The organism is Rathayibacter sp. AY2B9, assembly GCF_002931595.1.
GTDB lineage: Bacteria > Actinomycetota > Actinomycetes > Actinomycetales > Microbacteriaceae > Rathayibacter.
Map to the genome: position 1 here is coordinate 88,878 of NZ_PSUB01000006.1, position 23,494 is coordinate 112,371.

Consider the following 23,494-nt stretch of genomic DNA (forward strand, 5'->3'; position numbering starts at 1 on the left):
GGAGCCGCGGAACGATTCGAGCGACCGGCTCCGGGTGCTCGGCTCCCGCCCCACCCGTCACCGCTCGTACAGACCCCGAGGAGTTGCCGTGCGCGACATCGTCATCATCGGATCCGGCCCCGCCGGCTGGACCGCCGCCATCTACGCGGCGCGCGCCGAACTGCACCCGGTGGTCGTGGCCTCGTCGGTCGAGATCGGCGGCGACCTGATGAACACGACGGACGTCGAGAACTTCCCCGGCTTCCCCGACGGCGTCCTCGGCCCCGAGCTGATGACCTCGATGCAGGCGCAGGCCGAGAAGTTCGGCGCCGAGACCTTCTACGACGACGTCACCTCCCTCGATCTCGAGGGCGAGGTCAAGACCGTCCACCTCGGCTCCGGCGAGAGCATCGAGGCGAAGACCGTCGTCGTCGCGACCGGATCCGCCTACCGCAAGCTGGGCCTCCACGATGAGGACCGCCTGTCGGGACATGGTGTCTCGTGGTGCGCCACCTGCGACGGATTCTTCTTCAAGGGCAAGACCATCGCCGTCGTCGGCGGGGGCGACTCCGCCATGGAGGAGGCGACCTTCCTCACCAAGCACGCCGCGAAGGTCTATGTGATCCACCGCAAGGACTCGCTCCGCGCCTCGAAGGTCATGCAGAAGCGCGCCTTCGACAACGACAGGATCGAGTTCATCTGGAACGCCGAGGTCACCGGCATCAGCGGCGAGAACCACGTCGACGGCGTGAAGCTGCGCGACACGGTCGACGGCACCGAGTCCCACCTCGACCTCGACGGCCTGTTCATCGCGATCGGCAACGACCCGCGCACGCACGTCGTGCACGGCAAGCTCGACCTCACCACCGAGGGCACCATCTCGGTGGTCGGCCGCTCCTCCCAGACCTCCGTTCCCGGCGTCTTCGCCGCCGGCGACGTGATCGACCCGACCTACCGTCAGGCCGTCACCGCCGCGGCATCCGGAACGGTCGCCGCCCTCGACGCGGAGCACTACCTCGCTTCGCTCGCCGATGGCACCGCCCACACCGAAGGCTCACCCCGGGCCGAGCTCATCACCCGCTGACCGTCAGGTCATCGCACATCGGAGCCGGCAGCCCGCCGACTCGTGAAGGAGAGAACACCATGTCCACCGCGAAGAGCGTCACCGACGCATCGTTCCAGTCCGACGTCCTCGACTCCGAGAAGACCGTCCTGGTCGACTTCTGGGCCGAGTGGTGCGGCCCCTGCCGCATGGTCGCACCGATCCTCGACCAGATCTCGGCCGAGCACGGCGACAAGATCGAGATCGTCAAGCTGAACGTCGACGAGAACCCGCAGACCGCCGCGAAGTACCAGATCACGTCGATCCCGGCGATGAAGGTGTACCAGAAGGGCGAGGTCGTGAAGACCGTCATCGGCGCCAAGCCGAAGCCGGCCCTCGAGGCCGACCTGGCCGCGTTCCTCTGAGTTCGCACTCCTGACCGCCCTCTGCGGTCTCCGAGAGCCCCTGTCACGTCGCGACGGGGGCTCTCCTCGTGCAGGGCTGTTTCACGTGAAACAGCCCTGCTGGGGCGCAGGCCACGATCCCTGCGGTGGCGCCCGACCGCCCCGCCGCAGCACAGGACCGGCCGGTACTGTGGATCCACCCGGCTCCGGCCGGAGAGACCCTGTCCACCGAGCGAAGCGGAACCATCGTGACCAACCGCGGCACCAACCTCGACCCCTGGTACAACTCCTATGCGGAGCGCACGGCCGGTCTGGCCGCCAGCGAGGTCCGAGCCCTGTTCGCCGTCGCGTCACGCCCCGAAGTGGTCTCGCTCGCCGGCGGCATGCCGTTCGTGTCCGCGCTCCCCCAGGACCTGGTGACCGGCGCCATCGACACCGTGATGCGGGAGCAGGGACCGGTCGCGCTGCAGTACGGGTCGGGCCAGGGCGTCCCCGTCCTGCGCGAGCAGATCCTCGACGTCATGGCCCTCGAGGGCATCTCCGCCAGCGCGGACGACATCGTGGTCACCACGGGCTCTCAGCACGCCCTGGAGCTCGTCTCGAAGCTGTTCCTGGACCCGGGGGACGTCGTCCTCTCCGAGGGCCCCAGCTACGTCACGGCGATGGTCATCTTCCGGTCGTACCAGGCCGAGGTCGAGCACGTCCCGATGGACGAGCACGGGCTCATCCCCGCCGCCCTCCGCGAGCACATCGCCCGCGTGCGCGCCGCCGGCAAGACGATCAAGTTCCTGTACACGATCCCCACCTTCCACAACCCCGCGGGCGTGACCCTCAGCTGGGAGCGCCGCGTCGAGATCCTCGAGATCTGCAAGTCCGAGGGAATCCTCGTGCTCGAGGACAACCCGTACGGCCTCCTCTACTTCGAGGACGTCCCGCCGAAGGCGATGCGCTCGCTGGAGGAGGACGGGGTGATCTACCTCGGGACGTTCTCGAAGACGCTCGCTCCCGGCTTCCGGGTGGGCTGGGCTCTCGCTCCGCACGCGATCCGCGAGCGGCTGATCCTCGCCAACGAGGCGGCCGTCCTCAGTCCGTCGTCCTTCAGCCAGCTGGTCATCTCGAAGTACCTCGAAACGGCCGACTGGCGCGGACAGATCGACACCTTCCGCGGCGTCTATCGCGAGCGGAAGGAAGCGATGCTGAAGGGCCTGCAGACCCATCTGCCCGGCCTCAGCTGGACGAACCCGAACGGCGGCTTCTACGTCTGGGTCACGCTGCCCGCGGAGCTCGACTCCAAGGCGATGCTGCCGCGCGCGGTGAAGGAGCTCGTCGCGTACACGCCGGGCACTGCGTTCTACGGCAACGGAGACGGACGTCAGAACATCCGCCTCTCGTTCTGCTACCCGACGCCGGAGCGCATCGGTGACGGCATCCGCCGCCTCGCCACGGTCATCAACGGGGAGCTCGATCTGCTGTCGACCTTCGCGGGCACGGGCCGGCTGAGCAGCGCCGACGCGAGCAAGCGCGACGCCGTCCTGCCGCCGAACGTCTCCTGACACCGCTCCTTCGATAAGAAAGCCCTGGTCATGACCGATTTCTCTGTGCTCGACCGTACTCTCGACATCGTCGTCATCAGCGGTGGCATCAGCCACGAGCGCGACGTCTCCCTGCGGTCGGGCCGACGCGTGGCGGACCGTCTGTCCGCCATGGGCCACCGCGTCTCCCTGCACGAACCGGACGCCGGCCTCCTCTCGACGCTCCTGCAGAAGCGTCCCGACGTCGTCTGGCCCGCGGTGCACGGGGCGAGCGGTGAGGACGGTGCGCTCCTCGGGCTCCTCGAGGCGGCGGGCTTCGCCTACGTCGGCTCCCAGACGGACGCGGCGCGCCTGGCCTGGTTCAAGCCGACCGCGAAGACGCTCGTCGCTCGCGCGGGCTTCTCGACCCCGCGATCCGTCACCCTCCCCCGCGAGACCTTCCGCGAGCTCGGAGCCGCCGGGATCCTGGAGCAGGTCGAGGCGCACCTGCCGGGCTCCCTCGTGGTAAAGCCCGCTCAGGGCGGTTCGGCCCAGGGCGTCAGCATCGTGACGGAGTCGTCGCAGCTCCCGCGAGCGATGGTCGAGGCGTACACCTACGGCGACGTCGTGCTCATCGAACAGCAGATCCAGGGGACCGAGGTCTCCGTCGGTGTTCTCGACCTCGGTGACGGTCCTTTCGCCCTGCCGCCTGTCGAGATCGCACCCGTCGCGGGCCAGTACACCTTCGAGGCGCGCTACAACGCGGGGGAGACGCACTTCTACACGCCGCCACGGATCTCGCCGGAGATCACGGAGGAGGTGTCCCGCGTGGCCGTTGCGATCCACGAACTGCTGGGGCTCCGCCATCTGTCGCGACTCGACTTCATCATCGACGAGGCCGGACTCCCCTGGTTCTTCGACGCGAACGTCCTTCCCGGAATGACCGAGACCTCACTCGTTCCTCAGGCCATCGAGGCATCCGGCCGCTACCTCGGCGACGTCTACTCCACCCTCGCGAAGCTCGCAGCCTCCTGACCTCCACCGTTTCACGTGAAACGGTCCGCTGCGCGTACGCTCCTGATCACGTGGCTGCTGAGTTCTGAACACTGCTCGAATCCATGCCAGACGAGTAATAGCGTCGCGACCGATCAGGACCCTCTATCGCCGCCTTCTCCCTACAATGCGGGTCGAGTAGCCACTCAATAACGGGTCCACGTCTTCATCAGCAGACCAGTAGTGCCAACTCGGGGAAGAACCCGAGGCCGCGTATCGACTCCCACCAACGTTAGACATCTGTCGCCGCGCCGGTCGATCATCCGCAGATCAGCGTGGTACATCCCGCCCCCGCCGCCACCTTTTCACCAGGCCCACGGGCATCCATCGCCACTTGGTCCTCGTCGTCATGCTGGTCGAGTAGACGCATTGCCGCGCATCGAGACCCGGCCACCCCCAGTGGGTACCTGGTGGGCGTTGCCTGGAGGGATGTATCCACGCCCACTGTCTGGCCATATCCGCAGACACACCGGTGAAGAGCAGTAGTGCGTCGAATCGAGGCTCACCACGATCGCCACCCGCGCATCTCTGGGGAGACACAACATGGTCGATCGACGCTGATCGACACCATGCACCCGTCGCCGTGCTGGTCGAGTAGCCACAACGCGACGTACTGAGATCCACGGCCCGAAGGGACCCCGTTAGCTTGGTTCTCCGACCTCAACTTCGTCTCGGGGGGGGTTGGTGTCTCTATTCGGCTGGTCAGGCGAGCAATCTCTTTCGAGCATTGCGGTCGAAGTCGGTCCCGCGACGATCCCCATGGGCGTCCAATGTTCTCAGCAGGGGCGTTTCACGTGAAACGCTTCCGCAGCCGTTGAGCAACTTCGATCCGAAATGTTGCGCCCGTTCGAGCGAGTCGAGCCGACGAGGGCCTCCTCTCCTACATGGCAAGCTCGTAGCTCTTCAATGGCTAGGCCGCCCTAGAGCGGACCGTTTCACGTGAAACGGCCCAGCCATCGTCTCTTTCAGTGCTCTCTGGGGGCGACCGCCGACGGAGTCCTCCGTCAAACCTCGGCGAACCCAGTCATCACATCTGCATCGATCCGCGAAAACGAAGCGATACTGCATTTCGTCTAAGGTTGCCCCCCGCTGGCCAATTTCTGGAGGCCGAGGAGGCGCTCCTCACCGGCGACTTGGGATGCACGGACAGCCGAGGTGATCCTCATCTCAGCGGCCAACGTAGGAAAGTTTCACGTGAAACATTGCGCACGCGACTATGGGCGACCATGACGTCGCCCTGGGCAGCGGAGAGCGCCACCGAGTACGACCCGCCCAGGTACCCTTCCTGCGCCTGCCAGCGAGTCACTGAAAGCGACATGAACTCCGGAGGTCAGGAGGTCTGAACTCAGCCAACCCTAGATCCGGCGCTCCACGCCTACTCAACCGCCATATAGGCGCATCGTGAGCTGCTCTATCCAGAGATCAATGCCCCAGATACCCGGCGATCGTCACCGGTCGGCAATACCAGCCGTATTCTCGACCAGGACCGGAGTCAGCAGGGCCCCGCAGAACCTGGAACCACTTCATCGGACTGTACCGGTCAGAAGGGCCTATCAATCAGAGAGAGGACGACAACCGAGAATCCTCAGCTCACAAGGCATCTCGAAGATCGCCCCAAGCGTGCTGATCTGCGATCGCGGTGCCGACGAGGGGAGCGGATACCGCCACATCGGCGATTTCGGCCAAGAACACAGCGCGAGCACGCGCACGCCAGCCGCACGGCGAATCAGTGGCGGCCACTAGGCCGGCCACTACGGAGCGAGCGACACCTCGGTCGGCTCCCCGATCTCCGCGAGGATGCGGTTCAAGTCCTGGATGGTGGCGAAGTCGATGACCATCTGGCCCTTACGTGCGCCCAGGGTGACCTTGACGCGCGTGTTCAACCGGTCGCCGAGGTGATCCGCGATCGACGAGAGGTGTCCGGAGTGCCCGCCCTGCTCCTCCACCACGGGACGCGTGGTCGTCCGCGGCGCCTTCATCTGCGCCGCGGCGGCCTCGGCGGCACGGACGGACAGGTCCTCGTTGACGATCTTGTCGGCCAGGCGGCGCATCATCTCGACGTCGTCGAGGGACAGAACCGCACGCGCGTGTCCTGCGGTCAGGACGCCGGCAGCGACGCGGGCCTGCACATCGGCCGGGAGCCGCAGGAGACGGAGCGTGTTCGAGATCTGCGGCCGCGAACGTCCGAGCCGCGTCGCCAGGGCCTCCTGGGTGATCCCGAAGTCGCTGAGGAGCTGCTGGTAGGCGGACGCCTCCTCGAGCGGGTTGAGGTCGGCGCGGTGCAGGTTCTCCAGCAGCGCGTCGCGGAGCATGTTCTCGTCGGCTGTGTCCTTGACGACCGCGGGGATGGTGGTCAGTCCCGCGGCCTTCGAGGCGCGGAACCGGCGCTCACCCATGACGAGCTCGTACTTCGCTCCGCCGCGAGCCGTCACGGGCCGGACGACGATCGGCTGCAGCACCCCGAACTCGCGGATGCTGTGGACGAGTTCCGCGAGGTCGTCCTCGTCGAACACCGACCGCGGCTGCGCCGTGTTGGGGGTGATGTCGGCGAGGGGGAGTCGCGCCAAGCGCGCTCCGGGGACCTCGAGGAGCTCCTCGGCACGGGCCGAATCGCCGACCTGATCAGGGAAAAAGACGTCGACGGGCCGGGAGCGCGACTCGTCGCTGGTCGGGATGAGCGAGCCGATCCCCCGGCCGAGTCCCGTGCGCTTGGTCGCCATCAGCGTGCCTCTCCTTCGTGTGCCGTCTCGGGTGTCTTCCGGGCTCCGCGTCGTGCGATCTCCGCGGCCGCCTCCAGATACGCCAGCGAACCGGACGACTGCGGGTCGTAGCTGATCACGCTCTGTCCGTAGCTCGGCGCCTCCGAGATCCTCACGTTGCGCGGGATCACCGCGCGCAGCACCTCCTTCGGGAAGTGTTCTCGGACATCCGCTGCCACCTGCTGGGAGAGGTTGGTGCGGCCGTCGTACATCGTCAGGAGGATCGTCGAGACACCGAGGTTCGGATTGAGGTGCCGCTCGATCAAGTCGATGTTCTTGAGCAGCTGGCTGAGCCCCTCGAGCGCGTAGTACTCGCACTGGATCGGGATGAGCACCTCGCGAGCGGCGACGAACGCGTTGATGGTCAGCAGACCGAGCGACGGCGGGCAGTCGATGAAGACGTAGTCGAACGGCTCGTCCATGGTGTCGAGCATGCGGTCGAGCGCACGGCGAAGACGCTGCTCGCGTGCGACGAGCGAGACCAGCTCGATCTCGGCGCCGGCCAGGTGGATGGTCGCCGGCACACCGTAGAGCGAGGCGAACTCCGGGCTCTTCTGCACGACGTCCGCGAGGGGAGTGTCGTTGACGATCACGTCGTACACGCTGGCCGTCTCGGCGCGGTGCTCGATGCCCAGGGCCGTCGACGCGTTGCCCTGCGGATCGAGGTCGATGACGAGCACCTTCGCCTCACCGCGGGCGAGCCCGGCGGCGAGGTTGACGGTCGTCGTCGTCTTGCCGACGCCGCCCTTCTGGTTCGAGATCGTGATGACGCGCGTCGACTCGGGCTTGGGCAGCGGCTGGGCGTTCAACAGTGCGCGCCGACGGGTCATGTCCGCGATCTCCCGGGCCAGGGGAGTCGAGGAATCGAAGCCTCCGGTCAGACCGGCGGAATCGGGTTGTTTCACGTGAAACCTTCGCTCAGCGAGTGGGACGGACATCAGCACCGAGGAGTCGACGGACGAGGAGTCGGGGGCTCACTGCGGCGTCGTGGCGATCAACCTACTGTAGCCCGGACGACCCTCGTCACCTCGGAGAGCACGCCGTCGCCGAGCACGACGACCTCGGGCGGGGAGAGACGGAAACGACGGATCTGCTTGGCCGCCGCCTCGATCTCCTTCTCGGCGTTGATGCCCTTCAACAGGACCAGCTCGCCTCCGGGCCGCAGCAGCGGCGCGGTCAGCGGGATCAGCTTCGAGAGGGCGCTGACCGCCCGAGCGGTCACCTGGTCGAGAGGCTCCGCGAGCTCCGCCTCTTCAGCACGGGCTCGAAGAACTGAGACATTCTCGAGTCCGAGTCCGTCCACCTGCTCCTGAAGCCAGACGACGCGACGCTCCATCGGCTCGATGAGCACGAAGCGGACGTCGGGCCGCACGATGGCCAGGACGAGCCCGGGAAGGCCCGCGCCACTGCCGACATCACCCACCAGTCCCGGACGCAGGAGAGGGGCCACCAGGGCGCTGTTGAGCACGTGCCGCGTCCAGAGACGGGGGAGCTCCAAGGGCCCGATCAGGCCGCGCTCCTCACCCTGGTCGGCGAGAGCCTCCGTGAACCGCCGCAGGAGGGGCAGGCGGTCGCCGGCGATCGCCGCAGCGGCTGCGGGCTCGGCCTCGAGGGTCGACTCCACGCCGTTCAGCCGCGGGTGATGACGGTGTGGCGCTCGCGCGCCTCGCCGCGCGACTCCGACACGAAGCCGCGCTCGCCCACCATGTCGTGGACCAGCTTGCGCTCGTACGACGACATGGGCGGGAGCGAGGCCGCCGTGGCGCCGTCCTCGATCCGCTCGATCGCGCGGTCGACCAGCTGGGCCAGCTCCGCCTCGCGGGCGTCGCGGGAGCCGCCGATGTCGAGGATGAGGCGGGAGAACGCGCCGGTCTTCGTCTGGACGGCCAGGCGGGTGAGCTCCTGCAGCGCCTGGACGGCGTCGGGGCGGGAGAGCACCCGGAGGTTCGTGTCGCCGGAGGCGGTGACAGAGAGGTAGGCGCGGCCGTTGCGGACCTCGATGTCGATGTCGCCGTCGAGGTCGCAGATGTCGAGGAACTCCTCGATGTAGTCGGCGGCGACGTCGCCCTCGTCCTCGAGCTGAGAGAGCGTGGACTCGGGCGCCTCGTCGACGGCGGACGCGTCCACGTCCGCGGGTGCGGACGCGTCGTCGGTGATGGTCTGCATCGGATCGGTCATGGCGGCTCTACTTCTTTCCGGCTTGCTTCTTGGAGCGGTTCTTGCTCACGGGCTGCGTGCGCTGCACGGCCTTCTTCTCGACGAGGGTGACGTCGCCGGCGGCCGTGGTCTCCTCGACCAGCTTGCCCTTGCGGCGCAGGCGCTCCTCGCGGGCCTTGGCGGCCTCGCTGCCCGGGGTCGGCATGTTCCGGATGACGATGAACTGCTGGATCATCGTCCAGATGTTCGAGGTCAGCCAGTAGAACATGACGCCGAGGGGGAAGGCGAAGCCCGAGAAGGCGAAGACCAGGGGGAGGATGTAGAGCAGGATCCGCTGCTGCTTGAACGTCGGCGAGGCCTTCGCCTCGGGCGACATGTTCTTCGAGACGATCTGCAGCTGGGTGATGAACTGCGACGCGGTCATCAGGACGACCATGATCACCGCGATGATGATGACCGGCTCCTGGCCGCCCTCGGCGAGTGCGCCCTGGATCGACTGGTGCAGCGGTGCGACGCCGAAGAGGTTCGCCTCGCCGAACTGGCGGGCGAGCGTCTCGTCGAGCGGGCCCACGCCCTTCTGGCTGTGCTGCGCCGCGTTCAGCACCGAGAACAGGCTGAAGAAGATCGGCATCTGGATCAGCAGGGGCAGGCAGGAGGCGAGCGGGTTGGTGCCCGTCTTCTTGTAGAGCTCCATGGTCTCGCGGGACATCGCCTCGCGGGACAGCTGGTCGCGCTTGCCCTTGTACTTGTCCTGGATCTTCTTGAGCTGGGGTGCGACCTCGAGCATCCGGCGCTGGCTCTTGATCTGCTTGACGAAGATCGGGATGAGCGCGGCGCGGATGACGATGACCAGGCCGACGATCGAGAGGACCCAGGTGATTCCCGCGGCCGCCTCCATGCCGGTGAAGGTCAGCAGCTGGTGGAAGGCGACGAGGAGCAGCTCGACCACCCACTTGAGGGGCCAGAGGATCGTGCCGAGGAGGTCCATGGAGTGGGGTCAGTCCTTTCGAGGGCCCACGACGAACCCGGCTCGCGTCACGGCGAAGCGGGTCCGGCCGGAAGCCGGTCGGTGCAGGGGGATCGAGGTCGGGACGTCGTCGATGCCGCCGGCCGCCCACGGGTGGCAGCGGAGCAGACGGCGGGCCGCGAGGACGGAGCCGAGGACGAGCCCGTGGAGCTGGACCGCCTGGAGCGCGTACGCGGAGCACGAGGGGTAGTAGCGGCAGACGTCCCCGTAGAGAGGGGACACGACCGCCCGGTAGACGATCAGGAGCAGGACGCCGATGTTCCGCGGCAGCAGGAGGATCGCCCACCCGAGCCGGGCGAACGGTGCCTCGCGGCGGGGGAGCACGGCGGTCACGAGGACGCCCCGCTCTTCCGCGCGGCTCGCGCCATCGCGGACCACACCTCGGAGCGCAGCTCCGACCAGGGGGCGTCGGCGCTGCCGGGCAGCGCGCGGACGACGACCTGGGTGCCGGGGTCGATCTCGGGGACGAGCTCGAACGCCACGGCCTTGAGCCGGCGACGGACGGTGTTGCGCGTCACCGCGGTGCCGACCGTCTTGGCGACGATGAACCCGAACCGTGCCGGATCGCCCGCGGAGGATCGGCGGACATACGTGACGGTGTGCGGTCCTGTGGACCGCACACCGCGACGGACGACTGTCCGGTACTCGCCTCCGTGGACGATGCGATTGGCTCTGGCCAGCACCGCTGGTCGGTACCGCTCGCTGCTAGGCGGAGAGCTCGGTGCGCCCCTTGGCGCGGCGCGCGCTGAGGATGCCGCGGCCGGCACGGGTGCGCATGCGCAGACGGAAGCCGTGCACCTTGGCGCGACGACGGTTGTTCGGCTGGAAGGTTCGCTTGCTCATAATCAGATCTCCACGTACGTGTTCCGCGGCGCGAACCGGCACCACCCGCTCGGGCGGAGACTCGGATCCTCCGGGAAGAAGGGGTGCCCGGCTGCGGAATCCGCTCGGCCTGCGAGGGCCGCACGGACGACACCGGGCAGGCGTCAACTGATTTAAACTACGGCCTGTTCCGCCACCGGTCAAATGTGGACGGCGCGAAACCTCGATCATGCACACGGGACACGGGGTTCCGCGCATTGACACGCGGGTGTCGCTGTGGTGGATTTGTCTCCCGTCGGCTCGGTTCGTTACGGTGTTGAGCCGCAGTTATCCACAGGTGGGATCCGCGTCCTCCCGCGCCCGCACAGGCATCGCTCGAGGCCGGTGGACAACCCTGTGGAGAGAGCGGCACTCGAGACCCGGCTCCGCGCCCGGTCCGCGACGCCCCTGCAGCGGGCGGCGACGGGTCCGGCGGAGACGGCGATCCCGCAGCGACTTCACAGCGACAGCACCCAGGACCGGAGACAGATGGCAGACGACACGTCGATGGTCGACGCGTGGAACGTGATCCTCGGCGCACTGTCCCAGGACGAGCGGATCACCGCTCCCCTCTACGGGTTCGTCTCGCTCGTGGAGCCCAAGGGCATCATGGCGGGCACCTTCTACCTGGAGGTCCCGAACGAGTTCACCCGCGGAATGCTCGAGCAGCGCGTGCGCGTGCCCCTGCTCAGCGCGATCGGGACGCTCGACGACTCCTTCGGCGTCACGACGTTCGCCTTCGTGGTGAACCCCGACATCGAGCACGAGCCCCTCAGCTCCCCGTCGTCGCAGGAGTCGATGAACCCGTTCGAGCCGATCACCGCCTCCTCGGCGACGGTCGCGCCGACCCGCGGGGTCGAGGAGCTGCGGACCGTGCCGGCGACCGACACCCGGCTGAACCCGAAGTACAGCTTCGACAACTTCGTCATCGGAGGCTCCAACCGGTTCGCGCACGCCGCGGCCGTCGCCGTCGCCGAGGCTCCCGCCAAGGCCTACAACCCGCTCTTCGTCTACGGCGACTCCGGGCTCGGCAAGACGCACCTCCTCCACGCCATCGGCCACTACGCGATGAGCCTCTACCCGGGGATCCGCGTGCGGTACGTCTCGAGCGAGGAGTTCACGAACGACTTCATCAACTCGATCGCGAACAACCGGGGCAACGCCTTCCACGGCCGCTACCGCAACGTCGATATCCTCCTGATCGACGACATCCAGTTCCTGCAGGGGAAGGCGGAGACGCAGGAGGCGTTCTTCCACACCTTCAACCAGCTGCACGACCACAACAAGCAGGTCGTGATCACGTCCGATCTGCCGCCGAAGGCATTGACGGGCTTCGAGGACCGGATGCGCTCGCGCTTCGAGTGGGGCCTCATCACCGATGTGCAGGCTCCCGACCTCGAGACCCGCATCGCGATCCTCCGCAAGAAGGCGGTCAGCGAGAAGCTGCTCGTGCCCGACGACATCCTCGAGTTCATGGCGTCGAAGGTGTCGAGCAACATCCGCGAGCTCGAGGGGACGCTCATCCGCGTCACCGCGTTCGCGAGCCTGAACCGGACGCCGGTCGACATGTCGCTCGTGCAGACCGTGCTGAAGGACCTGATCACGCTCGACGAGGACAACGTCATCTCGCCGGTCGACATCATCAACCACACCGCGGACTACTTCAAGCTCACGGTCGACGACCTCTACGGCTCGTCGCGCTCGCAGGCCGTCGCCACCGCGCGCCAGATCGCCATGTACCTGTGCCGCGAGCTGACGAACCTCTCGCTGCCCAAGATCGGCCAGCTGTTCGGCAACCGCGACCACACCACGGTGATGTACGCGAACAAGAAGATCTCGGAGCTCATGAAGGAGCGCCGCAGCATCTACAACCAGGTCACCGAGCTGACCACCCGCATCAAGACGAACCGCTAGCCGACAGTCGTACGGTCCCCGGGACCGCCTGTCCCGGGTGGCGTGCCCCGGGGTCCATCAGCGTCCGTGCCCGGTGGTCGGGTAATCGCTCCCCTCCTTCCTCGCGTGAGGGGAGGCGGAGGCGACGGGGATCGCGGCGCGAGCAGCAGGACGTCGGTGTCGGCGCGCGTCGAGATCAGGCGAAGGCGCTGGCGGGGGTCTCGATACGGCGCGCTGGGGCTACTCGACCAGCACGGACCGGACATGCTCAGGGGGTCCGGGCGAGCGGCGGAGCGGCGGGGCGGCCTGCGTGCGATCGAACGGCGTCGATCCGCCGTGCGACGGCCCGGAGAGCAGCGCGGGGGAGAGGGAACTCGCGCCGTCTTCCCGCCGCTCGGACGGCGGCAGCTGCGCTCGACGGCCGCCGTCGTGACCCGGAGAAGTCGTCGACGGACTCCTCGACCCGCCGCGCGCGCCTCGGACACGCCGCCTCGCGCCCCTCGGAGGGCCGATTTCCACAGTGTGAGGAACCTGTGGATAACTGTGGACAACCGCCTCGGGACTGTGCGCCGGGAGAGCCCGCCTGTGGAGGGCGAACGGTCGGCTCGGATCGCTCCACAGGCGTCCACGGGCCCGCTCACACTCCCTCCACAGGGGCGGGTCCCTCCGATCCCACCCAGGAGAAGGGGTCCGAAGCGTTTTCCACAGTTTCCACACGTGTTAACACTGTTAACGCAGTTCTCTCTTTAATGAAGCCTCGACCGGCAACCTCTCCACAGCGGCTCGGGAGTGCTCGGCCGTCCACCCCCTTCCGAGCTCGCCGAGCCCGGCGGGTACGATGGGCGACGGTCTTCGTCCGCGACTCGTCAGGGGTGTACTCGTGAGGTTCCAAGCCAACCGCGATGTCTTCAGCGAGGCGGTGTCCTTCGCGGTCAAGCTGCTTCCGCAGCGCACGACCCTGCCGATCCTCTCCGGAGTCCTCATCGAGGCGACCGCCGAGGGTCTGACGCTGTCCTCCTTCGACTACGAGGTGTCCGCGCAGACGCAGATCGCGGCCGACGTGGAGGAGACGGGGACCGTGCTCGTCTCGGGCCGTCTGCTCGCCGACATCGCGAACCGCCTCCCCAACGCTCCCGTGCGCATCGCCACGGAGGAGTCGCGCGTCTCGGTCTCGGCCGGCTCGGCGCACTTCACGCTCCTGCAGATGCCCGTGGAGGAGTACCCGAGCATCCCCGAGATCGACGCCTCCACCGGCCTCGTCCCGGCCGACGCCTTCGCAGCCGCCGTCTCGCAGGTCGCGGTCGCCGCCTCCCGCGACGACGTGACCCCCGTCATCACCGGCGTGCAGCTCGAGATCACCGAGAACACGATCGGCCTCGTCGCGACGGACCGCTACCGCGTCGCCGTCCGCGAGATCGACTGGGACAACGGGGACAACCCCGCGCCCACCCAGCCGCTCACCGCCCTCGTGCCCGCGCGCACGCTGCAGGAGGTCGGCAAGACCTTCGGCCACTCCGGCACCGTCTCCGTCGCGATCACCAACCGCGACGAGCGCGAGCTGATCGCCTTCACCGCGGACCGCAAGACCGTCACCTCGCTGCTGATCAAGGGCAACTTCCCGCCCGTGAAGCGCCTCTTCCCCGCCTCCGTCGAGAACTACGCGGTCATGTCGACCAGCGACCTCATCGAGGCCACCCGCCGCGTCTCGCTCGTGCTCGAGCGAGAGGCGGCCCTCCGCTTCAGCTTCAGCAGCGACGGCCTCACCCTCGAGGCCATCGGCTCGGAGCAGGCGCAGGCGTCCGAGAGCATCGACGCGATCGTGACCGGCGACGACGTGGTCGTCTCGCTCAAGCCGCAGTTCCTGCTCGACGGCCTCGCCGCCGTCCACTCGGAGTTCGTGCGCATCGCGTTCACGAAGACCGAGAACCCCAACAAGCCCGGCCCCGTCCTGATCACCGCGCAGACCTCGCGGGAGCAGCCCGGCAGCGACAGCTACCGCTACCTGCTCCAGCCCAACCTGCTGCTGCGCTGACCACTCCCCGGATCGCAGAGCCGCGACCGCCCCGCTCCCGACGAGCGCCCGCCCGCCGGACAACGAATCCAGGAAGGTTCACCATGCACATCGGACTCGTCGGCCTCGGCAAGATGGGCGACAACATGCGCTCCCGCCTCCGCTCCAAGGGGCTCGAGGTCACCGGCTACGACCGCAACCCCGACGTCTCGGACGCGGCCTCTCTCGACGAGATGATCGCCGCACTCCCCTCGCCCCGCATCGTCTGGGTGATGGTGCCCGCCGGCGAGATCACCGACGCGGTCGTCAAGGACCTGTCGGAGAAGCTCAGCGAGGGCGACCTCGTCATCGACGGCGGCAACTCCCGCTTCACCGAGGACTTCAAGCACGACGCGCTCCTGAAGCCCAAGGGCATCCACTACATCGACGCGGGCGTCTCCGGCGGAGTCTGGGGACTCCAGAACGGCTACGGCCTGATGGTCGGCGGCCCGAAGGAGCTCGTCGAGTACGCCATGCCCGTCTTCGACGCGCTGCGCCCGGAGGGCCCCCGCGAGGAGGGCTTCGTCCACGTCGGCGAGGTCGGCGCCGGCCACTACGCGAAGATGGTCCACAACGGCATCGAGTACGCCCTGATGCAGGCGTTCGCCGAGGGCTACGAGCTGCTCGAGACCCGCAGCGACATCATCAAGGACGTCACCGGCACCTTCAAGGCCTGGCAGCGCGGCACGGTCGTGCGCTCCTGGCTGCTCGAGCTCCTCGTCCGCGCCCTCGAGCAGGACCCGGACTTCAAGAACATCGAGGGCTACGTGCAGGACTCGGGCGAGGGCCGCTGGACCATCGAGGAGGCCATCAACAACGCCGTCCCGGTGCCCACGATCAGCGCCTCGATCTTCGCCCGCTTCGTCTCCCGCCAGGAGGACTCCCCCGCGATGAAGGCCGTCGCAGCGCTCCGCAACCAGTTCGGCGGGCACTCCGTCAAGGCCGTCGACTGAGTCGGCTGGTGAGGACTGCCTCCGGCAGTCCTCACGGCGGTCGGCTTCCGGAGGGGGGCGCGTTCCGTAGAGCCGGTGACGGACGGCGGACTGCGGCCCGCCGCCCCCGTGAGGCAGGGATGCTCTCACGGAGGCGGCGGGCCTCCGGCCGCCTCCACCCTGCTACCGGCGTCGGGCGGCGAGCCTGCGGCCGCCTTCACAGGCGGGGACGGGCGCCGCCGATCATGGTGAGCGAGTAGTGGCCCCGGAAGGGCGTATCGGGATTCGCGTCCCGGACGGTTCCGCCGCCGTGCCGGTCGAGTAGCCCGCAGGGGCGTGTCGAGACCGGGGGCGCAGGCCTGGCCGGCAGGGGGACAGCGGGCCGCAGGCGCCGGGGCGGGTGGACCGGCCGAGCGAGACGGGCGAGGAGCCCGCAGGGGTGCAGTGAAGGCCCGCGACGACGGGTGGAGGAGAGGAGCGCGACGTGCAGGTGACGCAGCTGGCGCTCAGCGACTTCCGGAACTACGAGTCGGTCGATGTCGAGCTCGTGCCCGGACCGAACCTCTTCGTCGGCCGCAACGGCCAGGGCAAGACGAACCTCGTCGAATCTCTCGGCTACCTCTCCACCCTGGGCTCGCACCGCGTGTCGAGCGACCAGGCGCTCATCCGCGCCGGCCGGGACAGCGCCGTGGTGCGCGCCCGCCTCCGCAACGGCGAGCGCGACCTGCTGGCCGAGGTGCAGATCAACCGCTCCTCCCCCAACCGCGCGCAGATCAACCGCGGCGGGATCAAGCCGCGCGAGCTCCCCCGCTTCTTCTCCAGCGTCCTCTTCGCCCCGGAGGACCTCCTCCTCATCCGCGGCGACCCGTCGGCCCGCCGCCGCTTCCTCGACCAGCTGGTGATCCTCCGCTCCCCGCGGATGAGCGCCGTCCAGGCCGACTACGAGCGGGTGCTGCGCCAGCGCAACTCGCTGCTCAAGTCGGCGCGCGCGAGCGGCGTCCGCGACCCGTCGAAGCTCGGCACCCTCGACATTTGGGACGAGCGCCTGATCGCGCTCGGGACCGAGATCATGCAGTCGCGCCTCACCCTGGTGGAGGAGCTGAGCGGACCCGTGCGCGCCGCGTACGAGGCGGTCGCCGGTGCCGACCAGCGTCCGGTGCTCCGCTCCCGCCTGAGCATCGAGGGCGCGGTCGACGACGACGGCGAGCCCGTGGAGCAGCCGGGCGCCGCGTCACCGGCGGCGGGCGAGGAACTGGCGGAGGCGTTCGCGTCCGCCCTGGCCGGGGTGCGCCGCCGCGAGCTCGACCGGGGCGTCTCCCTCGTCGGCCCGCACCGCGACGACGTGCAGTTCGAGCTGAACGCGCTGCCGGCCAAGGGCTACGCCAGCCACGGCGAGAGCTGGTCGTTCGCGCTGGCGCTGAAGCTGGGCGCCGCGGAGCTGCTCCGGCGCGACTCCCCCATGGGCGATCCGGTGCTGATGCTCGACGACGTCTTCGCCGAGCTGGACGCGCGCCGGCGCGAGCGGCTCGCCTCGGTGGTCGCCGACTACGAGCAGGTCCTGATCACGGCGGCCGTCTTCGACGACGTCCCGGAGGCGCTGGCCGCGCACACCGTGCGGATCGAGGCCGGCCGGATCGTCGGCACGGGCGCCGCCGCCGCGCCGATCGCCGTGCCGGAGCCGATCGCACCCGACTCCGCCTCGTCCGATCCGGTGTCCTCCGACTCCGCTCCTCCCGGTCCCGAGTCCTCCCACTCCTCTTCTCCTGATCCGGTCTCGTTCGACTCCCCTTCTCCTGGTGTCGTCTCCTCCGCCGCGGCCTCCTCCTCGGAGCCCGCGTCCCCAGCGCCGGCGTCCACAGATCCCGCGTCCCCGGAGCCGCCCGCGTCTACCGCCACCTCAAGGAGGTGTTCGGCGCCGACGGCCCGCGCCGCATCCGGAAGACCGTCGAGCGTGCCGAGCCCAAGGGCGACGCGATCCCGTTCGGCAAGGGCCGCGACCCGCACGACCTCGGCGACGTCCTCGACTCCCTCACCGTGAAGCTCGGCTGGACGGCGCCGCTGGCGCAGGGCGACCTGATGTCGTCGTGGACGGCGATCGCCGGCGAGGAGACCGCGAAGCACTCGACTCCGGTGGGCGTCGTCGACGGCGTGCTGACGGTCGCGTGCGAGTCCACGGCGTGGTCGACGCAGCTCCGGCTGATGCGGATCGAGATCATGAACCACATCGCGGTGAACTTCCCCGACGCGGGCATCGCGTCGATCCGTTTCCAGGGCCCGGACGTCCCGAACTGGAAAAAGGGTCCCAGGTCGATTCCAGGGCGTGGTCCGCGCGACACCTACGGCTGAGGACGCATTTTCGGTCGACCGCCGATCTTTCGCGCCTCAGATCGCCGTCCAGCGCTTCGGATCGACCCGGCACGCGGTAGAATGGAGGGCCGCCGAACCGCAGTGACGCCGCCGCGCGGGCGATCTCCAGATCACCGTGCGCGTCGCGACGGACCGTCAGAGGAGAACTCCACAGCTATGACTCACGAGCCGAACGACTCCACGTCACCCGCAGCGAACGACCTGGACGCGAACGGCTCAGCAGCCCCCTCCGCTCCGCACGAGAGCATGTCGACCAAGTCGTCCGGCGACTACGGCGCGAACCAGATCCAGGTCCTCGAGGGCCTCGAGGCGGTCCGCAAGCGCCCCGGCATGTACATCGGATCCACGGGTCCGCGCGGTCTGCACCACCTGGTCTACGAGATCGTCGACAACGCCGTCGACGAGGCGCTCGCGGGCTACTGCGACAACATCGAGATCCTGATGCGCGCCGACGGAGGCGTCACCGTCTCCGACAACGGCCGCGGCATCCCGGTCGACATGCACCCGACCGAGGGCATCTCCACGGTCGAGCTGGTCCTCACCGTGCTCCACGCCGGCGGCAAGTTCGGCGGCGGCGGCTACGCGGTCTCCGGCGGCCTGCACGGCGTCGGCTCCTCCGTGGTCAACGCGCTCTCGACGCGCCTCGACGTCGAGGTCAAGCGCCAGGGCGCCGTGTACCGGATGAGCTTCACCGACGGAGTGCCGGACGCCCCGCTCGAGAAGGGCGAGGCCAGCGACGAGACCGGCACGACGATCACCTTCTGGCCCAACGCCGGCATCTTCGAGACGGTCGAGTTCGACTACGAGACCCTGCGCGCGCGCTTCCAGCAGATGGCGTTCCTCAACAAGGGCCTGCGCATCGCGCTGACCGACCAGAACGAGGTCGAGTTCGAGGGGGAGGGCGAGAACGAGACCGAGGGCGACCGGACCGACGTCTTCCACTACGAGAAGGGCCTCGTCGACTACGTCGAGTACATCAACTCGCTGAAGAAGTCGGACCTCGTGCACTCCGAGATCATCGACTTCGAGTCCGAGGACACCGAGCGCCGCATCTCGCTCGAGGTCGCGATGCAGTGGACCACGGCCTACACCGAGAGCGTCCACACCTACGCCAACACCATCAACACACACGAGGGCGGCACCCACGAGGAGGGCTTCCGCGCCGCGCTGACCACTCTGGTCAACCGCTACGCGCGCGCGAACAACCTGCTCAAGGAGAAGGACGAGAACCTCTCGGGCGACGACATCCGCGAGGGCCTCACCGCCGTCGTGTCGATCAAGCTCGGCGAGCCGCAGTTCGAGGGCCAGACCAAGACGAAGCTCGGCAACACCGAGGCGAAGGCGTTCGTGCAGCGCGTGGCCGGCGAGCAGCTGGCCGACTGGTTCGACCGCAACCCGAGCCAGGCGAAGGACATCATCCGCAAGGCGATCCAGGCGGCCTCGGCCCGCATGGCGGCGCGCAAGGCGCGCGAGACCGCCCGCCGCAAGGGCCTGCTTGAGGGCGGCGGCATGCCGGGCAAGCTCAAGGACTGCCAGTCCAAGGACCCGTCGATCTCCGAGATCTTCATCGTCGAGGGCGACTCGGCGGGCGGATCCGCGGTGCAGGGCCGCAACCCCGAGACGCAGGCGATCCTCCCCCTCCGCGGCAAGATCCTCAACGTCGAGAAGGCGCGGCTCGACCGCGCTCTCGGCAACAACGAGGTCCAGGCGATGATCACGGCGTTCGGCGCCGGCATCGGCGAGGACTTCAACCCCGACAAGGCGCGGTACCACAAGATCATCCTGATGGCCGACGCCGACGTCGACGGCCAGCACATCACGACGCTGCTGCTGACGCTCCTCTTCCGCTACATGCGCCCGCTGATCGACCTCGGCTACGTCTACCTCGCGCAGCCGCCGCTGTACCGCCTCAAGTGGTCGAACTCCCCGCACGAGTACGTCTACAGCGACCGCGAGCGCGACGCCCTGATCGCGCACGGCTCGGCGACCAACAAGCGCATGCCCAAGGAGAACGGCATCCAGCGCTACAAGGGCCTCGGCGAGATGGACTACAAGGAGCTGTGGGAGACCACGATGGACCCCGCCACGCGGACCCTCCTCCAGGTCACGCTCGACGACGCGGCCGCGGCCGACGAGATCTTCTCCACCCTCATGGGCGAGGACGTCGAGTCCCGCCGCTCCTTCATCCAGAAGAATGCGAAGGACGTGCGCTTCCTCGACATCTAGCTGTCGAGGAAGCGGACGTCCTTCGAGAGGCGGCGGCCGGGCGGTCCAGTGGACCGCCCTCGCGAGCATCTCGAACACGTGACGGCGGCCCTCGATGGGCCGCATCCTCGACCAGAACGCGACAGAGGCCCTCACCGGCCCGCACACCGACGACACACCTGACACCCAGCGCGACCGCCGCCCCCGCTCCTCCGGGGCACGGACCCACCTGAGAGACCAGAGACCATGGCAGAAGAACCCACCACCCCCACCGGCCCGGACGAGAGCGACGACATCGTCACCGAGACCGGTGTGGTGATCCACGGTCACGACAAGATCGAGCCGGTCGACCTGCAGCTCGAGATGCAGCGCTCCTACCTCGACTACGCGATGAGCGTCATCGTCGGGCGAGCCCTGCCGGAGGTGCGCGACGGCCTGAAGCCCGTGCACCGCCGCGTGATCTACGCCATGTACGACGGCGGCTACCGTCCCGACAAGGCGTTCTCGAAGTGCTCGCGCGTCGTCGGCGACGTGATGGGCCAGTTCCACCCGCACGGCGACTCCGCGATCTACGACGCGCTGGTCCGTCTGGTGCAGCCGTGGAGCCTCCGCTACCCGCTCGCGCTCGGGCAGGGCAACTTCGGCTCCCCCGGCAACGACGGCGCGGCCGCCCCCCGGTACACCGAGACCAAGATGGCGCCGCTCGCGCTCGAGATGGTCCGCGACATCGACAAGAACACCGTCGACTTCCAGGACAACTACGACGGCCGCACGCGCGAGCCGGCGATCCTGCCGGCGCGGTTCCCGAACCTGCTCGTCAACGGCTCCGTCGGCATCGCGGTCGGCATGGCGACCAACATCCCGCCGCACAACCTGCGCGAGGTCGCCGCCGGCGCCAAGTGGGCGCTCGAGAACCCCGACGCGACGCGCGAGGAGCTCCTCGAGGCGCTGCTGCAGCGGATCAAGGGACCCGACTTCCCCACCGGTGCGCAGATCCTCGGCGTCCGCGGCATCCAGGACGCGTACCGCACCGGCCGCGGCTCGATCACGATGCGCGCCGTCGTCTCCATCGAGGAGATCCAGGGCCGCACCTGCCTCGTCGTCACCGAGCTGCCGTACCAGGTGAACCCGGACAACCTGGCGATCAAGATCGCCGAGCTGGTCAAGGACGGGCGCGTCTCGGGCATCGCCGACATCCGCGACGAGACCTCCGGTCGCACCGGCCAGCGCCTCGTCGTCGTCCTCAAGCGCGACGCCGTCGCGAAGGTGGTGTTGAACAACCTCTACAAGCACACCCCGCTGCAGGAGAACTTCGGCGCGAACATGCTCGCGATCGTCGACGGCATCCCGCGCACGCTCTCGCTCGACGGCTTCATCCGCGCGTGGGTCGACCACCAGGTCGAGGTCATCGTGCGCCGAACCCAGTACCTCCTCGACGAGGCGGAGGCGCGGATCCACATCCTGCGCGGCTACCTCAAGGCGCTCGATGCGCTCGACGAGGTCATCGCCCTCATCCGCCGCTCCCCCACCGTGGAGGAGGCGCGCGACGGCCTGATGGAGCTGCTCGACATCGACGAGGTGCAGTCCCGCGCCATCCTCGACATGCAGCTGCGCCGCCTCGCGGCCCTCGAGCGCCAGAAGATCATCGACGAGCACGACCGGATCCAGGCCGAGATCGAGGACTACAAGTCGATCCTCGCGAGCCCCGAGCGCCAGCGCACGATCATCTCGGACGAGCTCGACGAGATCGTCGACCGCTTCGGCGACGACCGCCGCACCGAGATCCTCTTCGGGTTCGACGGCGACATGAGCGTCGAGGACCTGATCCCCGAGGAGGAGATGGTCGTCACCGTCACCCGAGGCGGTTACCTCAAGCGCACCCGGAGCGACTCCTACCGGGCCCAGCACCGCGGCGGCCGCGGCGTGCGCGGCGCGCAGCTGAAGGCCGACGACATCGTCGAGCACTTCTTCGTCACCACCACGCACCACTGGCTGCTGTTCTTCACGAACACCGGCCGCGTGTACCGCGCCAAGACCTACGAGCTGCAGGAGGCCGGCCGCGACGCCAAGGGCCAGCACATCGCGAACCTGCTCGCGCTCGAGCCGGGGGAGCAGATCGCGCAGATCCTCGACATCCGCGACTACGAGGCGGCCCGCTACCTGGTGCTCGCCACACGCGACGGCCTCGTGAAGAAGACGGCCCTCTCGGAGTACGACACGAACCGCTCCGGCGGCATCATCGCGATCAAGCTGCGCGACGGCGACGAGCTCGTCTCGGCGCTCCTGGTCGAGGAGGACAGCGACGTGCTGCTGGTCTCCCGCAAGGGCATGTCGATCCGCTTCACCGCGTCCGACGAGGCGCTGCGTCCGATGGGCCGCTCGACCTCCGGAGTCCGCGGCATGTCGTTCCGCGGGGAGGACCGCCTCCTCGACGCCAACGTCGTCAGCGACGAGGGCTTCGTCTTCGTGGTCACCGAGGGCGGCTACGCCAAGCGCACCGCGGTCGACCAGTACCGCCTCCAGGGACGCGGCGGGCTGGGCATCAAGGTGGCCAAGCTCGAGGAGAAGCGTGGCGACCTCGTGGGCGCCATCATCACCGGAGAGGACGACGAGGTGCTCGTCGTGCTCGCCAGCGGCAAGGTGGTACGCTCTGCGGTGGCCGAGGTACCGGCCAAGGGTCGCGACACCATGGGAGTCGTCTTCGCACGATTCGCTGAGGACGACCGCATCATCGCACTCGCCAAGAACACCGAACGCAATCTCGACGCCCAGGACGAGGATCCCGACGCCGCGGCGCCGGCCGAGTCCGCCCCGGTGTCGGAGGAGGATGGGTCCGTAGATGAGTAGCACCGTCGCCGAGAAGCTCGCCAGGAAGTCCGCGAAGAGCCCGGCGGCGAAGCAGGTCCGCCTGAAGCTCGTCTACGTCGACTTCTGGTCGGCCGTGAAGCTCTCGTTCCTGCTGGGCCTGACGCTCGCGATCATCACGATCGTCGTCGTCTACCTGGTCTACACGGTCCTGGCCCAGACGGGCGTGTTCGACGAGGTCAACGGCCTCGTGCAGGACATCGCCGGCGCCGAGGCGTTCGACCTCAACACGATCATCTCGCTGCCGCAGGTCATGGGCTTCGCGATCGTCGTCGCGGTGCTGAACACCATCGTCACCACCGCGCTCGGCGCGATCGTGGCGCTGCTGTACAACCTCAGCGTCAAGATCACCGGCGGCCTCCTGGTGGGCTTCACCAACCAGTAGGGCG

General features: G+C 68.4%; 19 protein-coding genes and 1 pseudogene. 12 read left to right on the forward strand and 8 right to left on the reverse strand.

Features of this window, described 5'->3' with window-relative positions:
- The first annotated feature begins 88 nt into the window (after positions 1-88).
- The 4 genes from trxB to C5C25_RS07695 all read left to right on the forward strand — a co-directional run bounded on the left by trxB (position 89) and on the right by C5C25_RS07695 (position 3,971).
- On the forward strand, positions 89-1,063 hold the full coding sequence (gene trxB / locus C5C25_RS07680) for a thioredoxin-disulfide reductase (RefSeq protein WP_104250246.1): 975 nt from the start codon (positions 89-91) through the stop codon (positions 1,061-1,063).
- Between the two features lie 59 nt (positions 1,064-1,122).
- Positions 1,123-1,446 (forward strand): thioredoxin, encoded by a 324-nt coding sequence (gene trxA / locus C5C25_RS07685; protein WP_104222687.1) that lies wholly within the window; start codon positions 1,123-1,125, stop codon positions 1,444-1,446.
- Positions 1,447-1,673: 227 nt separating this feature from the next.
- A complete protein-coding gene (locus tag C5C25_RS07690; protein WP_104250247.1) occupies positions 1,674-2,978 on the forward strand; it encodes a PLP-dependent aminotransferase family protein in 1,305 nt (434 codons plus the stop codon).
- Positions 2,979-3,008: 30 nt separating this feature from the next.
- Positions 3,009-3,971 carry an ATP-grasp domain-containing protein gene (locus C5C25_RS07695; protein WP_104250248.1) on the forward strand — a complete coding sequence of 321 codons (963 nt, stop codon included), beginning with the start codon at positions 3,009-3,011 and terminating at the stop codon, positions 3,969-3,971.
- A gap of 1,769 nt (positions 3,972-5,740) precedes the next feature.
- Here C5C25_RS07695 and C5C25_RS07700 read toward each other — a convergent pair.
- Genes C5C25_RS07700 through rpmH form a run of 8 tightly spaced genes read right to left on the reverse strand, consistent with a single transcriptional unit; the run spans position 5,741 to position 10,775 of the window.
- Positions 5,741-6,709 carry a ParB/RepB/Spo0J family partition protein gene (locus tag C5C25_RS07700; protein ID WP_104222684.1) on the reverse strand — a complete coding sequence of 323 codons (969 nt, stop codon included), beginning with the start codon at positions 6,707-6,709 and terminating at the stop codon, positions 5,741-5,743.
- Positions 6,709-7,686, reverse strand: a complete 978-nt coding sequence (locus tag C5C25_RS07705; protein WP_104250303.1) for a ParA family protein — start codon at positions 7,684-7,686, stop codon at positions 6,709-6,711. Before C5C25_RS07705 ends, C5C25_RS07700 begins: the two co-directional genes overlap by 1 nt.
- Before the next feature lie 56 nt (positions 7,687-7,742).
- Positions 7,743-8,372, reverse strand: coding sequence for a 16S rRNA (guanine(527)-N(7))-methyltransferase RsmG (gene rsmG, locus C5C25_RS07710; protein WP_104268815.1), 630 nt, complete (start codon positions 8,370-8,372; stop codon positions 7,743-7,745).
- Between the two features lie 5 nt (positions 8,373-8,377).
- Positions 8,378-8,926 (reverse strand): R3H domain-containing nucleic acid-binding protein, encoded by a 549-nt coding sequence (locus C5C25_RS07715; RefSeq protein WP_258069367.1) that lies wholly within the window; start codon positions 8,924-8,926, stop codon positions 8,378-8,380.
- 7 nt (positions 8,927-8,933) lie between these two features.
- Complete coding sequence (yidC, locus tag C5C25_RS07720) at positions 8,934-9,893, reverse strand: membrane protein insertase YidC (RefSeq protein ID WP_104222681.1); 960 nt, start codon at positions 9,891-9,893, stop codon at positions 8,934-8,936.
- Between the two features lie 9 nt (positions 9,894-9,902).
- Complete coding sequence (gene yidD, locus C5C25_RS07725; protein ID WP_244230695.1) at positions 9,903-10,256, reverse strand: membrane protein insertion efficiency factor YidD; 354 nt, start codon at positions 10,254-10,256, stop codon at positions 9,903-9,905.
- Positions 10,257-10,261: 5 nt separating this feature from the next.
- Positions 10,262-10,615: a ribonuclease P protein component gene (gene rnpA / locus C5C25_RS07730; protein ID WP_104222680.1), complete on the reverse strand. Its 354-nt coding sequence runs from the start codon at positions 10,613-10,615 to the stop codon at positions 10,262-10,264.
- Between the two features lie 22 nt (positions 10,616-10,637).
- A complete protein-coding gene (rpmH, locus tag C5C25_RS07735; protein ID WP_055784512.1) occupies positions 10,638-10,775 on the reverse strand; it encodes a 50S ribosomal protein L34 in 138 nt (45 codons plus the stop codon).
- Positions 10,776-11,402: 627 nt separating this feature from the next.
- Between rpmH and dnaA the strand changes: the two genes are divergently transcribed.
- The 8 genes and pseudogenes from dnaA (at position 11,403) to C5C25_RS07775 (ending at position 23,490) form a co-directional block, all read left to right on the forward strand.
- Positions 11,403-12,707: a chromosomal replication initiator protein DnaA gene (dnaA, locus tag C5C25_RS07740; protein WP_374952921.1), complete on the forward strand. Its 1,305-nt coding sequence runs from the start codon at positions 11,403-11,405 to the stop codon at positions 12,705-12,707.
- A gap of 859 nt (positions 12,708-13,566) precedes the next feature.
- A complete protein-coding gene (gene dnaN, locus C5C25_RS07745) occupies positions 13,567-14,718 on the forward strand; it encodes a DNA polymerase III subunit beta (protein WP_104232992.1) in 1,152 nt (383 codons plus the stop codon).
- Between the two features lie 83 nt (positions 14,719-14,801).
- The gene (gnd, locus tag C5C25_RS07750) at positions 14,802-15,689 is read left to right on the forward strand and encodes a phosphogluconate dehydrogenase (NAD(+)-dependent, decarboxylating) (RefSeq protein ID WP_104222677.1); all 888 of its coding nucleotides are present in this window, start codon (positions 14,802-14,804) and stop codon (positions 15,687-15,689) included.
- A gap of 463 nt (positions 15,690-16,152) precedes the next feature.
- A pseudogene (gene recF / locus C5C25_RS07755) lies at positions 16,153-17,313 on the forward strand (DNA replication/repair protein RecF); the annotation flags it as partial.
- Between the two features lie 389 nt (positions 17,314-17,702).
- Positions 17,703-18,014: a DUF721 domain-containing protein gene (locus tag C5C25_RS07760; RefSeq protein ID WP_258059326.1), complete on the forward strand. Its 312-nt coding sequence runs from the start codon at positions 17,703-17,705 to the stop codon at positions 18,012-18,014.
- Positions 18,015-18,281: 267 nt separating this feature from the next.
- Positions 18,282-20,261, forward strand: coding sequence for a DNA topoisomerase (ATP-hydrolyzing) subunit B (gene gyrB / locus C5C25_RS07765; RefSeq protein ID WP_208543372.1), 1,980 nt, complete (start codon positions 18,282-18,284; stop codon positions 20,259-20,261).
- Positions 20,262-20,486: 225 nt separating this feature from the next.
- Positions 20,487-23,087 (forward strand): DNA gyrase subunit A, encoded by a 2,601-nt coding sequence (gene gyrA, locus C5C25_RS07770; protein WP_104222674.1) that lies wholly within the window; start codon positions 20,487-20,489, stop codon positions 23,085-23,087.
- A complete protein-coding gene (locus C5C25_RS07775; RefSeq protein WP_104222673.1) occupies positions 23,080-23,490 on the forward strand; it encodes a DUF3566 domain-containing protein in 411 nt (136 codons plus the stop codon). The genes gyrA and C5C25_RS07775 overlap by 8 nt, the downstream gene beginning before the upstream one ends.
- Positions 23,491-23,494 lie beyond the last annotated feature (4 nt).